Source organism: Mycolicibacterium arcueilense (assembly GCF_058536225.1).
The window spans coordinates 26782-40949 of the sequence record NZ_JBZTYL010000025.1; the positions used below are offsets into that span (position 1 = coordinate 26782).

Annotated in this window: 14 protein-coding genes; 7 read left to right on the forward strand and 7 right to left on the reverse strand. The window is 65.8% G+C overall.

Features of this window, described 5'->3' with window-relative positions:
- Positions 1 to 9 precede the first annotated feature (9 nt).
- Together AC4LGL_RS23195 and AC4LGL_RS23200 are read right to left on the reverse strand one after the other, a co-directional pair.
- The gene (locus AC4LGL_RS23195; protein ID WP_491840821.1) at positions 10 to 366 is read right to left on the reverse strand and encodes a hypothetical protein; all 357 of its coding nucleotides are present in this window, start codon (positions 364 to 366) and stop codon (positions 10 to 12) included.
- Positions 363 to 1226: a hypothetical protein gene (locus tag AC4LGL_RS23200; RefSeq protein WP_491840822.1), complete on the reverse strand. Its 864-nt coding sequence runs from the start codon at positions 1224 to 1226 to the stop codon at positions 363 to 365. Before AC4LGL_RS23200 ends, AC4LGL_RS23195 begins: the two co-directional genes overlap by 4 nt.
- Positions 1227 to 1283: 57 nt before the next feature.
- Between AC4LGL_RS23200 and AC4LGL_RS23205 the strand changes: the two genes are divergently transcribed.
- Together AC4LGL_RS23205 and AC4LGL_RS23210 are read left to right on the forward strand one after the other, a co-directional pair.
- Positions 1284 to 1586: a hypothetical protein gene (locus AC4LGL_RS23205; RefSeq protein ID WP_491840823.1), complete on the forward strand. Its 303-nt coding sequence runs from the start codon at positions 1284 to 1286 to the stop codon at positions 1584 to 1586.
- Between the two features lie 122 nt (positions 1587 to 1708).
- Positions 1709 to 2185 (forward strand): hypothetical protein, encoded by a 477-nt coding sequence (locus AC4LGL_RS23210; RefSeq protein ID WP_491840824.1) that lies wholly within the window; start codon positions 1709 to 1711, stop codon positions 2183 to 2185.
- Positions 2186 to 2191: 6 nt separating this feature from the next.
- Here AC4LGL_RS23210 and AC4LGL_RS23215 read toward each other — a convergent pair whose 3' ends face one another.
- The 3 genes from AC4LGL_RS23215 to AC4LGL_RS23225 all read right to left on the reverse strand — a co-directional run bounded on the left by AC4LGL_RS23215 (position 2192) and on the right by AC4LGL_RS23225 (position 6254).
- Entirely contained in the window at positions 2192 to 5071 is a 2880-nt protein-coding gene (locus AC4LGL_RS23215; RefSeq protein ID WP_491840825.1) for an MMPL/RND family transporter, read from the reverse strand.
- Entirely contained in the window at positions 5068 to 5514 is a 447-nt protein-coding gene (locus AC4LGL_RS23220; protein WP_491840826.1) for an MmpS family transport accessory protein, read from the reverse strand. The genes AC4LGL_RS23215 and AC4LGL_RS23220 overlap by 4 nt, the downstream gene beginning before the upstream one ends.
- 167 nt (positions 5515 to 5681) lie before the next feature.
- On the reverse strand, positions 5682 to 6254 hold the full coding sequence (locus AC4LGL_RS23225) for a VldE C-terminal domain-containing protein (RefSeq protein ID WP_491840827.1): 573 nt from the start codon (positions 6252 to 6254) through the stop codon (positions 5682 to 5684).
- 429 nt (positions 6255 to 6683) lie between these two features.
- On the opposite strand from AC4LGL_RS23225, the gene AC4LGL_RS23230 reads away from it, so the two are divergent.
- The 5 genes from AC4LGL_RS23230 (at position 6684) to AC4LGL_RS23250 (ending at position 12754) form a co-directional block, all read left to right on the forward strand.
- Positions 6684 to 8048, forward strand: a complete 1365-nt coding sequence (locus AC4LGL_RS23230) for a flavin monoamine oxidase family protein (RefSeq protein ID WP_491840828.1) — start codon at positions 6684 to 6686, stop codon at positions 8046 to 8048.
- A gap of 69 nt (positions 8049 to 8117) precedes the next feature.
- Positions 8118 to 9425: a GlnX family signal transduction membrane protein gene (locus tag AC4LGL_RS23235; RefSeq protein ID WP_491840829.1), complete on the forward strand. Its 1308-nt coding sequence runs from the start codon at positions 8118 to 8120 to the stop codon at positions 9423 to 9425.
- Positions 9425 to 10366, forward strand: a complete 942-nt coding sequence (locus tag AC4LGL_RS23240) for a glutamate ABC transporter substrate-binding protein (RefSeq protein WP_491840830.1) — start codon at positions 9425 to 9427, stop codon at positions 10364 to 10366. Before AC4LGL_RS23235 ends, AC4LGL_RS23240 begins: the two co-directional genes overlap by 1 nt.
- 1 nt (position 10367) lies before the next feature.
- Positions 10368 to 12368 carry a serine/threonine-protein kinase gene (locus AC4LGL_RS23245; RefSeq protein ID WP_491840831.1) on the forward strand — a complete coding sequence of 667 codons (2001 nt, stop codon included), beginning with the start codon at positions 10368 to 10370 and terminating at the stop codon, positions 12366 to 12368.
- 65 nt (positions 12369 to 12433) lie between these two features.
- Positions 12434 to 12754 (forward strand): DUF732 domain-containing protein, encoded by a 321-nt coding sequence (locus AC4LGL_RS23250; protein ID WP_491840832.1) that lies wholly within the window; start codon positions 12434 to 12436, stop codon positions 12752 to 12754.
- A 1-nt stretch (position 12755) separates the two neighbouring features.
- Here AC4LGL_RS23250 and AC4LGL_RS23255 read toward each other — a convergent pair whose 3' ends face one another.
- Both AC4LGL_RS23255 and AC4LGL_RS23260 read right to left on the reverse strand, forming a co-directional pair.
- A complete protein-coding gene (locus tag AC4LGL_RS23255; RefSeq protein ID WP_463793618.1) occupies positions 12756 to 13394 on the reverse strand; it encodes a TetR/AcrR family transcriptional regulator in 639 nt (212 codons plus the stop codon).
- Positions 13395 to 13458: 64 nt separating this feature from the next.
- A complete protein-coding gene (locus AC4LGL_RS23260) occupies positions 13459 to 14106 on the reverse strand; it encodes a VldE C-terminal domain-containing protein (protein ID WP_463793770.1) in 648 nt (215 codons plus the stop codon).
- Positions 14107 to 14168 lie beyond the last annotated feature (62 nt).

Consider the following 14168-nt stretch of genomic DNA (forward strand, 5'->3'; position numbering starts at 1 on the left):
GACCCCGAACTACCCGGACGCCGCCCGACGCACCTCGGCCTCACCAGCGACCAATTCCAGGCTGTCACCGACATAGACCGTCACCACGGCCGTGGCCTGGAACAGCCCGTAGAAGTCGTCGGTCCGGGCGAACGTGTGTGCCCGGGAGAACAAGGGCTGCACGTCGAACACCTTCACCCGAAGCTTCTCGCGCGTGAGTCTGCCCAATTCCCGGCCGGATTCGGGATCGGTGATCACCTGATCCGACTCGGACTGCACGGCAAAAATCATGCCAGGCGTTACACCCGCCTCAGCCCCACGATTGATCACCAACGTGTAGTCATCCTCGATGAGGGCGACCTGGCCGGAGAGGGTGGGCTCCGTCATGATGCGGCCAGGGAAGTGTTTTCCCGCAGGGATTTTGCCGCCGAGCCGGCCCGGATGCGCGGCCGCGAGTCATGGTCGTCCACAGCCAGCAACGCGTCGACGTGGCTCGCCGTGTCCTGCTCCGTGCCGAGCGTGAGCTCGACAGCGGTCTTGGCCTGGAAGAGGGCGATCATCGCGTGTTGTTGACGCTCGGCGCCAAAAGCGTTGAGTGCGAGTGTGAGTTTCTTGTCGACGTATTCGATCGACCGCTGCAGGTCCGACACCGGGGCTGGCACGGCGGGGACCGCCGCGCTCGGCGCGGGCTGCGCACTTAGTCCGCTGTACCAGCGGTGTCCCAGCACGCCGAGGGTGATCGAGCACAGCGGGACCACGACGACGATGCACACCAGGGCGACAGTGCCCTCCAGCGCGATCGCGCCGACGATGCCAAGAAGTGTGAAGATGCCCGTCAGGGCCAGCACGCGCACGGCCGGTGGCACGGCATCGATCGCCAGTGCCAGCTGCCGAACGGTCCGGGCGACATATCGAGCAAGGCCGGCGATGAACCCCATGATGGCGGTGACAGCCTTGCGCGCGATCCGTCCCACCTCATCGGCTTGCTCGCGCGTGACGGGGGATTTGGGCATCGTCCAGACGCGCTGCTGCGGAGCCTGCGCACTGGCAACTGTTTCAGGTTCAGTGCGTACCTCGTCGGCCTCCGGGGCGGATGTCGGGGGCACCGGCACAGCGTTGGTCACATTCGCATCATCAACCACATCTGCATCATCGCGCCGTTGCTCTCGATGAGGGTTCCGGCGCGCCGGAAGATCTGCAATTTCACCGGTGGCAAAGATGAACCCGACGGGGACGGCGGGCGACAAGTTCGGATGGTGCGGGGCGAATCACTTTTCAGCCGCGCCGCTGCGGGCTATGAATCAATGGTGAGCAACCATCATGTGAACCTGACCCCGCAGGAAGATTCGTTGATCGCCGAGAGTCATCCCGAGGCTCTGGCCCGCATGGACGAGAAGGCGCTGAAGGATCTGCAGAGTCGGCTCAGGCAAGCGCGTGAGAAGAACTTCAGCTTGTTGCGCCGCCAGGGGGCGGCCCGCGTCGAGGCCGAAGGTGGCCGTGGCGCTGCTCAGCCGGCCAACGAGAAACGCGGTGAAAAGGTCGATGTGTTCGACGAGGCGCTGGCCCGGGTGGGCCAGCGACTGGAGGCCCTCAGCGACGCCGAATAGGGGTCGGCCGACTTTCCTGCGAAAGTCCTGTTGGTACTGCTTTGACGGGTCGAGCCTGCGGTAGCGTCGTTAGTGGTTCTAGGTAATCCGGCGTTGTGCGATGGCAGGTAGGGGAGCGACGAGTGGATCTCGGCATCTGGGGCGACCTGACGATCCTTGCCGGCGTCATGGCAGTGACGTTCGCGGCATGCGTGTTCGTGTACATCGGCCGCCTGGAGAAGAGAACCCCGGCGTCGCTGGGCGAGAAGGTCGGCGCCCACAAGGCGGTGCTCGCCAAACTGCGCAAGCGTGAACCGATGTCGCGGGATGAGTTCGACTACGCGACCGAACTGGTGAACGACGCTCGATCACCGCTTGCCTATGCGATGCCGGCCGTTCTTTTCACGATGGGTTTCTTCTACGTCGTCGGCTGCATGTACATGTTGCATCGCGACGGCGGTAACCCGTCATTCCGGACGTTCATCGGGGGGATCCCGATGTTGACCTCCATGAACATCGCCGCTCAGCTCCGCCGCGTCGCGGGGCTGAAGGGGAAGCTGCGGGACGTCGAGGTGACGGACGAACCGGCGGACGAGCTCAGTCCTGCTGCACGCGGCTGACTTCCGTCACTTCTGGGACGGAGCCGCCGCGTCGTCGTCCTCCCACAGCAGGAGCTGGCGAACCGAGGCCCGCGAACCGTACGGCTGCAGCATCTGGCTCGCCGGCCGCGGCCGGATCCGGAGTGGCCACCAGAACCACCGGCCGAGCAGTGTGGCGATGGACGGCGTCATGAACGACCGCACGATCAGCGTGTCGAACAGCAGGCCGAGGGCGATGGTGGTGCCGATCTGACCGAGGACTCGAAGGTCGGCGAAGATGAACGACGCCATGGTGGCGGCGAAGACCAGACCGGCCGAAGTCACCACCGCGCCGGAACCGGCCATCGACCGGATGATGCCGGTGTTCACCCCGGCATGTATCTCCTCTTTGAACCGCGAGACCAGCAACAGGTTGTAGTCCGACCCCACCGCCAACAGCAGGATGACGGCCAGCGCCAACACGATCCAGAACAGGTCGATGCCGAACAGGTCCTGCCAGATCAGCACCGAGAGTCCGAACGAGGCACCCAGCGACAGTGCCACGGTCCCCACGATGACGAGTGCGGCGACGATGCTGCGGGTGATAAACATCATCACCAGCAGAATGAGGCTGAGCGCGGCGATCGCGGCGATCATCAGATCGTATTTGGCGCCGTCCTGGATGTCCTTGTAGGTCGCCGCAGTGCCGGCGAGGTAGATCTTGGATCCGGCCAGCGGTGTGCCCTTGACGGCTCCCTGTGCGGCGTGCCGGATAGCATCGATGTGCGAAATGCCTTCGGGCGTAGCGGGATCCCCGTCGTGGGTGATGATCATGCGGGCGGCCTTGCCGTCCGGTGACATGAACAGCTTCATGCCGCGCTGGAACTCGGGGTTGGTGAACGCCTCCGGCGGCAGATAGAAGGAGTCATCGGTTTTCGAGGCGTCGTACGCCTGGCCCAGCGCGGTGGCGTTCTGCAGCGCGGCTTCCGTCTGGGCGTTGATGCCCGAGGTGGTGGCGTAGTTGGTCAGTGTGAGGTCGCGGTTGGTTTGTTGACTGGCGATCTGCGGAGGGATCAGCGCGAGCAGTTTCGGTTGCAGCGCATCCAGTTTGGAGATGCTGCCGGAGACGCTGGCCAGCTGATCCGTGAGAGCGTCAATACCGTCGAGCGCGTCGAAGACCGACCTCAACGCCGCGCACATCGGGATGTCGAAACAGTGTGGTTCCCAGTAGAAGTAGTTGCGCAGCGGGCGGAACTGGTCGTCGAAGTCGGCGATCTTGTCGCGCAGGTTCTGCGCCGTGGCGACGGTCTGCTGGAACGCCTTGGCCTGCTCGTCGGTGACGGCGGCCGACTGTTGCTGCAGGGAATACTGCTGGCGCAGGACGTCGATCGAATTGTTGATCACGTCAACCTGTTTGAGCAGATCGGCACCGCGGGCCTGCTGGAAGGGCAGGTTGTTGATCTGCTGTGCGCTGCCGGCGCTGATCTGGAACGGGATCGACGTGTGGTCCAGTGGGGTGCCGAGCGGGCGGGTGATCGACTGCACCTGGGCGATGCCGTCGGTATGGAACACCGCCTTGGCGACGCGTTCCAGCAGGATCATGTCCGTGGAATTGCGCAGATCGTGATCCGCTTCGATCATCAACAACTCGGGATTGAGCCGGGCTTGCGAGAAGTGGCGTTCGGCGGCGGCATAACCGACGTTGGCCGGCGCGCTGGCGGGCATGTAGGGCCGGGCGTCGTAACTCGTCTGATAACGAGGCAGGGCGAGGAGTCCGATGAGGGCAACGGCGATCGTCACTACCAGGATGGGGCCGGGCCACCGCACGATCGCCGTGCCGATGCGTCGCCAACCCCGGGTGCGCATGGGTCGGGCGGGCTCGAACAGACCGAAATGGCGGCCGATGACCAGCAATGCCGGGGCCAGCGTCAAAGCGGCCACCACGGCGACCAGCACGCCGGTACCGGCGGGAATTCCGAGGCTCTGGAAGTACGGGAGGCGGGTGAAGGTCAGGCACAGCACCGCCCCGGCGATCGTCAGGCCCGAGCCCAGGATGATGTGTGCGGTCCCGTGGTACATCGTGTTGAACGCGGTGACGCGGTCCTGCCCATCATGACGCGCTTCGTGGAACCGGCCGAGGATGAAGATCGCGTAGTCGGTGCCGGCGGCGATGACCAGCAGCGTCAGCAGATTGGTCGAATACGTTGACAGCTCGATGATCCCGGCGTTGGCCAGCACCGCGACGACACCACGCGATGCGGTCAGCTCGATCATCACCGTGAAGATCACGAAGAACACCGTGGTGAGCCGGCGGTAGAGCGAGAACAGCATCACGGCGATCACCCCGATGGTGATCAGCGTGGTTTTCAGGGTTCCGTGGCGACCCACCTCGAACTGGTCGGTGACCAGGGGAGCGGCGCCGGTGACGTAGGCCTTGACGCCCGGAGGCGGCGTCGTCTGGTTGACGATGTTGCGCACCGAGTCGACGGACTCGTTCGCGAGCGACTCACCCTGGTTGCCGGCGAGGTACACCTGCACCAGTGCCGCCTTGCCGTCGGTGCTTTGCGAGCCCGCCGCCGTCAGCGGATCTCCCCAGAAATCCTGGATGTGCTGGACGTGCTTGGTGTCCTGGCGGAGCTTCTGGACCAAGCCGTCGTAGTAGTGGTGCGCATCGGCACCGAGCGGTTGATCGCCCTCCAGCACGATCATCGCCGAACTGTCGGAGTCGAATTCGTCGAACACCTTGCCGATGCGCTTGGCGGCTTGCAGTGACGGCGCGTCCTGAGGGCTCAGCGACACGTTGTGCGATTCGGCGACGGTCTCGAGCTGCGGCACGAAAACGTTGGTCACCACCGCCAGGCCAAGCCAGAACAGCGCGATGACCACTGAGAACCGCCGGATGAGGTCCGGAACCCGGTGGGTGCTCATCCGGACTTGTCCAGGCACGAGGTGTAGGCGTTCAAGGTGTTCACTGTTCTCTCGTCCTTGATCACGTCGTCGATCTTGATCCGGCATCCGATCGAACTGCTGTCGCCCTGGGCCTGGACGTTGACGAACACCGCGGGCTGCGTGGTGGTTGTGTCATAGGCCCACGGCAGTGCGACGTCGTCGGCACGCTGAGGTTGGGCGTTGACGTCGAGGTAGGTGATGGTGGCTACCGTGCCGGGTGGACCGAAGACCTCGATGACCACATGTTTGGGGTTGAACGGGACGATGTCGTTCACCGAGCCGCTGGGTGTGGACGTGACGTCGTGGGAGGCGAAGATGCCGTGCAGTCGGTTCACCACGAACCCAGCGACCAGCAGCACAACTACCGCCACCAGCACCATCCAGCGTTGACCGAGTCGACGAATGAACGAAACCCGTTGCATCCGTGACCCTTTCGTAGGCGTCGACCAGGCGCGGACGGTAAGGGGTAGCTCCTCTAGGACGGCTAATCAACTAGGTTGACGTTATGGCACGCAGCCGGACACCACAACCTTGCGGCTGCGGATTTTTCCTGTGTGAAAGCTGGGAATTCGGGCGGGGGCCGCGGGAATTACGTCAGGTACGTTTCGTGCCCGGTGGGGAATCCACCACCGTTGGTGGCGATGTGAACGTGGTCGAAGTGGTTGGCGGTGGCGCCGCCGCGATCCGACATCATTCTGGGAGCCCGGCCGCGGGAGTAGATCTGCTGCCGGAAGATCACGTGGTTCACGCCGAACCGATCGGCGTTGTCGAGGGCGTACGCCACGATCTTGTCTCCGAGTGCTTTACCTTCCGGGGTGGCGTAGTTCGGGATCATCACGTCGATCGCCTGCCCGTTCGGATGCCACTTCATCGAATCGGCCCTGACCCCGCCGATGTTCAGAATCTGGGGGAACCGGGCGCTGACCGCGCGGGCGGCCAAGATGGTCTCCACTTGGAGGCCTTTTTCGGAGGCCCGGCCGGCGGGCAGGGGGAATCTCATGTTCCGGCGCACGGCGCGCTCGGCCGGTACCGCCGGGGCGGCAGGCGCGGCGGCGGGCTGGACGGCCGCGGCCGGCACGACCTCGGTGTCGCCCTTGGTGGCCGGCGCGGTGTCTGCGCCGACGACGATGAGTGCGGCGGCAGGCACGACGACCGCAGCCATGGCTGCAGACCGGCGACGCCGATCCTTTTTCAACTGGTGTCTACCCACGAGGACCGGACCCTACCGGCGGGGTCGATGATCGCCGGAATCGCGAAGTTCTCTGGTGCTGTCGATGGCAACAAGTTCGGCGGTCAGACGTCAACTATTGCTTGACGCGCCCCGGCGTGGGGTGAGCTGGAGGCGAACATAGGGCCAACCCCCGTGAATTTGCAGGTCAAGCATCATTGCACAGTCATCCTGCTGTGCAGATCGCAGGGGGTGGATTCGACGTTAGAACTGGCGATAGCCCGTCTCGATCGGAGTGACCTGTGCCCAGAGCGGCAAAATTTATGGCATTTACCACACCTGTCGGTCAACAGTGCCTCCGGAGCCGCTGACGACGGCGTAATTTGAGCGAATCTGGCCCGTCGAAAACGGGGAGGGCGACCCATGACAGATGTCGACTGTTGCGTAGTGGGTGCGGGGTTCGCGGGCCTGACCGCGGCCCGGCGGCTGAAGCAGTCGGGCCGCTCCGTGGCGCTGCTCGAGGCACGCGACCGGGTCGGCGGCCGCACCTTCACCGAGGTGCTGCCCGACGGCACCTGGATCGACCGGGGTGGTGCCTGGATCGGACCGGGACAGGACCGCATCAAAGCGCTGATGGACGAGTTCGGTGTCGAGGAATACAAGGAGTACGTCGACGGCAGCGCGATGATGGTCATGGACGGCAAGCAACACCGCTATTCCGGCACGATTCCGTGGGCGATGAGTCCGTGGGCGATCGCCAACCTCGGAGCCGGACTGCTCGAGGTGGAGCTGATGTGCAAGACGATTCCCTTCGACGCCCCGTGGGAGGCGAAGAAGGCGGTCGAGTGGGACCGGATCAGCCTGGGCGAGTGGATCAACCGTCATATGCGCTCCAAGCAGGCGCGCGAGATGCTCGACATGGCGCTGGCCGGCATCTACACCTCGGCGGGATCCGAGGTGTCGTTGTTGTGGGCGCTGCACCAGATGGGGTCTGGCGGCGGGCCCGGCTTCGTCATCTCCAATCGGGGTGGGGCCCAGGATGCACGGGTGCGTGGTGGCATGGGGGCCGTCTACGGGCCGATGGCCACCGAACTGGGTGAGGCGCTGCATCTTTCGCAACCGGTTCACCTCATCACGCAGGAGAACGACGGCGTGACGGTCCATGCCGACGGCATGACAGTCCGGGCGCGGCAGGCGATCGTCGCTGTCCCGTTGGCCGTGGCGAGCCAGATCACCTATGAGCCAATGCTTCCCGTCGACCGGATGTTTCTCCATCAACGGATGCCCAGCGGTGCGGTCTTCAAGATCTCGGTCGTCTACGACACGGCGTTCTGGCGGGCCGACGGACTGTGCGGGCAGTCCGCGGCTCCCGGGAGTCCGGCGACGCTGACCATCGACGCGTGTACCGACACCGGCACCCCGGGGATCATGTGCGTCATCACCGAAGGGCCTGCCGCCCGGCGGCTCGGGCTACTCGATGCGGCGGAACGCAAATCCGTGGTGATCGGCGAGTTGATCGACCGGTTCGGTCCGAAGGCCGCCTCTCCGATCAGTTACCACGAACAGAACTGGACCGTGGAGCGTTACTCGGGTGGCGGGATGATCAGCCACGCGCCGCCGGGTGTGCTGACCGAATTCGGCCATGCCCTCCGAGAGCCGTGCGGGCGCATTCACTGGGCCGGCACGGAGAGTTCGGCCATCATGTGCGGGTGGATCGACGGCGCGGTTCGCTCGGGTGAGCGCGCGGCCGCGGAGGTGATGGCCGCTGAGAGCGTGGCGGCCGCGTAATAACCCCGCGTAGCGCGTTGGCGGGGGTTACCGTGCAATTCGGACCAGCCTGCGGCGAGGTGATGTCGAGTGCACAGCGGTGAGCCGGAGAGTCGGCAGACACTCACACTCGGCGAGTCCGTGCTTGCCGACGCCGAGGAACTAGATCGGCCGATCGTCGATTTCCTGCGGGCCACACCGGGCCGGATAGCGGTGCTGGCCGTCGTCCTGGTGGTGGCGATTCTGATTGTGGGCGTGGCGGCGTCGGTGATGGAGTCCAGCCGGCAACGCGAACTGGAGACCCTGCGGTCGCACACCGAGCCGCTGGCCGATGCCGCGCAACGGATCTACAGTGCGCTGTCGTCGGCCAACACCACCGCGGCCACCGCGTTTCTGGCCGGTGGTGTCGAACCGCGCGAGATCCGTGAGCGTTACGACGCGTCCGTAGGGGAGGCGTCGGCCGGTCTGGTCACCGCATCGAATGGGGTGTCGCCCAACGACATCCGATCGCTGACGTTGCTCACCGACCTGTCCAACCAGCTGGCGGTGTACACCGGCATGATGGCGACTGCCCGGGCGACCAACCGCGGGGGCCGCCCGATCGGCGTCGGGTACCTCAGCGAATCGTCCACGCTGCTTCAGGAGTCCATCCTGCCCGATGCCGAGCGGCTGTACCGGACGCAGGCCGAGGCCGCCACGGCATCGGGACGGTCGGCTGCCACCCCGTGGGTGTTGATCGCGGCAGCCGCGCTCGTGGTGGCGTTGTTGGTGGTGGCGCAGGTTTTTCTCGCCAGGCGCAGTCATCGCCGCCTCAACCCGGGTCTGGTGGTGGCCTCGGTGTTGATGATTGTGCTCGCGGTGTGGTTGGCAGTAGCCGGGCTGGTGGTGACGCATGCGGTCAACAGCGCTCGCACCGAGGGCAGCGAGCCATTGGAATCGGCGGTGACTGCCCGGATTCTGGTCCAGCAGGCCCGCGCCGACGAGATCCTAGGACTGCTCAAACGCGGGTCCGACCCGCTCTCCGACGTCCGATTCGAACAGCGCACCACCGATGTCGGCCGGATTCTCGACCAGCACCCCGCCGACGGGGCACAAGAAGCACTGCGGGGCTGGAAGGCATCGCACGCCGAGGCCAGGACACTGTTGGGCCGCGGTGATTACGCCGGGGCCGTGGCGATCGCGCGGGACGGCGGGCCGCAGCACTCCACGGCCCAGTTCGGCAGGCTCGATGCGGCTCTGGGAGCCGACATCGGCCGCTTGCGCGATCGGCAGCGCGACGGGATCACCCGCGCCTACGCGGCGCTGAGTGCGCTTCCCGCCGGCGCCGCAGCGATCAGTGTTCTGGCCGCACTTGCGGTTGCCACCGGTGTCGCGCCGAGACTGAGCGAGTACCACTGATGCGGGCCGTCGCCGGACTTGTCCTCCTCGCCGCGACCGTGGTGGGGGGATGCGCCACGGCTCAGCCACTTGTCCGGGTCTCCGCTTCGCTCACCACGGTACCGCTGCCCAGCGGTGCCGCCGTGGTGTCACAGGTGCCCGGGGTGCCGGTCGAGAGTTGCGATGCCACAGCGAGTTTGCGCCCATCGACAGTGTCCGGCCCGGCGGTTCAGGCGATCCGGCAGCGAGGCCGACTGGTGGTCGGCATCGACCAGAGCACCAACCTGATGAGTTTTCGCGATCCGGTTTCGGGTGAGCTGCAGGGCTTCGACGTCGACATCGCACGCGAGGTTGCCCGCGATCTGCTCGATGATCCAGGCAAGGTGGAGTTCCGCCTGCTGACCTCGCCCGAGCGCATCAGCGCGGTGCAGGACGGCACCGTCGACATCGTCGTGAAGGCGATGACGATCACGTGTGCTCGTGCAGAGGAGATCGCCTTCTCGACGGTGTATCTCGATGCGCATCAGCGGTTGCTGGTGCCGAAGGATTCGCCGATCGAGGGGCCGGGAGATCTGGCCGGGAAACGGGTTTGTTCACAGGTGGACACCACTTCGCTGGCCACCGTCGCGCGGGTGGCACCCGAAGCGACCCTGCTCGCCGTTCAGAATTGGGACGATTGCCTGGTGGCGCTGCAGCAGGGGCAGACCGACGCGGTCAGTACCGACGATTCGATACTGGCCGGCATGGCGGTCCAGGATCCCAACCTGCACCTGGCCGGCCCCAGCCTGGAGGCCGAGCCCTACGGCATCGGGGTGAACAAGTCCCGCGAGGATCTGGTCCGGGCGGTCAACGGCACCTTGGAACGGATAAGGCGCGACGGGACCTGGTTGTCGCTGTATCGCAAGTGGCTCAACGTTCTCGGCGCTGCGCCACATCCGCCGGAGCCGAGGTATCGGGACTGACATGGCAGGGCAAGAGGGCACGCGGGCCGTCCTGGTGACCGAATCGGCACCGGTCAAGGCCGAGGGGGCGACAACCCGTCCTCGGCTGCGCACCGGCCGCCGGCGCGTGGGCGACGGCCTGGTCGAGATCCCAGTTCGGGAGGACATCGAACCTGCCGGTGCCATTCTCACCAATCCTGTTGTCGCCGAGTCGAAACGGGTGTGCCCGGGCTGCGGGCGTCCGGTGGGGCGGGGGAGTGCCGGCCGCCCGGGCCCCAGCGATGGGGTGTGTCCGCAGTGCGGCACGGTGTTCTCGTTCTCACCGCAGCTGGAGACCGGCGAGTTGGTGGCAGGTCAGTACGACGTCCAGGGCTGCATCGCGCACGGGGGTGTCGGCTGGATCTATCTGGCGATCGACCGCAATGTCAGCGACCGCTGGGTGGTGCTGAAGGGGTTGCTCCAACCCGGCGAGCAGCAGGCGCAGGAGATCGCTGTCGCCGAACGCCAATTCCTCGCGATGGTGAATCACCCCGGCATCGTCAAGATCTACAACTTCGTCGAACATCCTGGCTTCGACGGCCGGCCGGTCGGTTACATCGTGATGGAGTACATCGGCGGAACGACCCTTGAAGCCATCCTGGCGAAGCAGCAGCCTTCCTCGGGCGGAGAAGCCCGACAGATGATGCCGGTGGAGCAGGCGCTCGGCTATCTGCTCGACGTCATGCCGTCGCTGTCCTACCTGCACTCCCTCGGCCTGGTCTACAACGATCTCAAGCCGGAGAACATCATGCTCACCGAGGACAATATCGAGTTGATCGACATGGGTGCGGTCTCCGGCGTCGAGGAGTTCGGATACATATACGGCACCAAAGGATTTCAGGCCCCTGAGATCGTCCGGACCGGGCCCACTGTCGCCACCGACGTCTACACGGTCGGCCGCACGCTGGCCAAGCTGACCGTCGACCTGTCCAACGACCGCTACGCCGAGGCACTGCCCAGCCGCGACGAGATACCGCTGTTCGAACGGTACGAGTCCTTCTACCGGCTGTTGGTCCGTGCCACCAACCCCCGGCCCGCGCAGCGGTTCTCGTCGGTGGACGAGATGGCCGACCAGTGCCGGGGCGTGCTGCACGAAATCCTCGCCGAGCAGACGGGTTCACCGTGTCCGCGAACATCGACGCTCTTCGGCCCGCCGCCTGCCACATTCGGCGCCGACCTGGCGTTGCGGGGCACCGACGTGTTCGTCGACGGCCGGCGGCGCACCGTTGCGCTGCGCGGCCGCGACGTCGCGGATGCCCTGCCGAGGCCGGTGCCGGTCGAGGAGTCCGACGAGGACTGGCAAATCGAATGGGACGACGGGATCGACGGCCTGCGGGCCGGTGATCTGGAGGCGGCCCTGGCCTGCTTCGAGCGTGTCGTCGCATTGCTTCCCGGTGAAGCGGCACCCAAGTTGGCGGCCGCCGCGACGGCCGAACTACTGATCGATACAGATGACGTACCGGATGCGGAACGGTTGTGGCAGTTGGCCGAACGGGACTACCGAACCTTGTGGCGTACCGACCATGCCATGGTGAGTGCGGCGTTCGGTCTGGCCCGGGTGCTCGCCGGCCACGGTGACCGCGCCGGCGCAATCGAAGTGCTCGACCAGGTCCCGGTGACCTCACGCCATTACGGTGAAGCCCAACTCACGTCGGTGGTCCTGCGGCTCGACGGGCGGCCCGGCGCGGAGATCACCGAGGCGGACTTGCGCGATGCCGCGCGGCGGGTGGGCGGACTGCCCGAGACCGAGCCACGCGTACTGCAGATCCGTGCGTTCGTCCTCGGTATCGCCCTCGACTGGCTCCGCTCGGGCGCTGTGAAGGCCTCCGACGAACCGCTTCTCGACCATCCCTTCGAGAACCGGGGTCTACGCGTCGGTGTCGAGGAGGTGCTGCGGGAACTCGCCCGGCACTCGCCGCGGCGGCGTCACCGCTACCGCCTTGTGGACGTGGCGAATTCGATCCGGCCGCCGAGTTGGATGTGAGCGCACGGCCCTGTTGGCGGCGCGGGTCCCTTGGATCCCGAACCGGATCTGCCACAGTGACGGGCATGAAGACGCTGATGATCCCCGTGGTGGCAGTTGCGGCCGCGCTCGTCTCGGCCCCGGCAGCACTCGCCGATGATCAGGGCTTTCTCGCCGAGGTCTCCGCGGTCGGGCTGCCGGTCTCCGATGCCAACCGTGACGTTCTGCTACAGCTCGGACAGCAGGCATGCCTGACGGCACACGAAGATCCGTCGATGCGTCCCGATGATCTGGCGATGCAGATCGCCGAGGCCCGGTCGGCCTATCCGTTCGATAAGGCCAGGCTCGTGGTGTCCGCGGCGTTGCACAACTTCTGTCCGGATGTCGCGGTGGCGCCGGGCACCTGAATCAGTCGTCCGACCGCGTGACCCCGTGCACCACGGCGACGCAGAGGTCGGCGCATTCGGCCGCGAGTTTCTCCGGCGTTTCGGTGGGATCCTCCAGCCAGGCTTCGATGATCTGGTTCACGCCGCCGACCATGAACTGTGCCCCGCGGCGCAGCGCGGACGGATCCGGAGCGGCCGTGGTCAGTACGTCGGGGGCGAGTTGGACGATCAGGCCGGTGATCATCTCCAGGATGTGGGTGCGATGTTCTGTCAGCCCGGCGACGCTGCTGACGTCGCCGGTGGCGATGCGGTGGATGTGCGGGTCGGCCGCGATGATGTTCAGGAATGCGGTGAGGGCCGAGCGGAGTTTGTCGGTCAGCGTGCCCGGATCGCCGACACCGGCGTTGACCAGTGCGGTCAGTAACTGATCGCGCACATCGTCAGAAATGGCATACAGCAACGCGTCTCGGGTTTCGAATTGCTCGTAGAAGTAGCGTGACGTGAGCCCGGCAGCGCTGCAGACCGCACGTACGGTGACCTCGGTGATCCCCGACTCGCCCCAGATCTGTCGTCCGGCGGCGAGCAGCTTGCCCCGCCGTTCGGTGCGGCGGTCGGCCGCACTGACGCCGCCGTAGCCGCGCACCACCTGTACGCGCTTCATCGACAGCACCCTACCTGCCGCCGACTTTTTGACTACGGATCTAGTTGGCCGATTCGGGGCGCAGCTATTTCGACATCGAACCCAGGAAGTAGGTCTCGTGGCCCGTGGCATAGCCGCCACCATCGGTGGCGATGTGGACGTGGTCGAAGTGGTTGAGGGTCTCGTTGCCGTAGTCGGCGGTCCAATGGGGCGCGCCGATTCCCGGATAGAGGCCCTGCCGCCAGATCACGTGCAGCACCCCCCAGCGCTTGGCGTTGGCCAATGCGAATCCGGCGATCTGATTGCCGAGGGCGATGCCTTCTTTGGAGTGATAGTTCGGGATCATCACGTCGATCGCGAGACCGTTGGGATGCCACTTCAGCGCATCCTGGCGATATCCGCCGATGGTGGTGATCTCGGGGAACATCACGGCGATGGCACGGGCCACCCAGATCGTCTTGACCTGGAGCCCGCTCTCAGGCGCCGGGCCCTTCGGCAGGGAGAACTGGAAATCGCGGGCTACGACGGGCGCACTGGCCGCCACCAACTCGGCCTGCGCGGCGACCGGTGCCGGTTGCTGGCTGGTGGGCGGTGCCGCAGCTGGGACCTCTGCACAACACTCCGGCGCGGCGTTCTGCGCGTACACCATGCCCGCAGCGAGGGTGACGGAGGCGGCAAGCGCCAGCAAGCGTCCCCGGCCGCCGGCCAACCGTCGTTTCCCCACGGCAGCAATCTACTGCTGTCAGCGCCGCGGCGGGCAATCTTCGCCATCCGTACGCCTACCGTTCGTCAGCT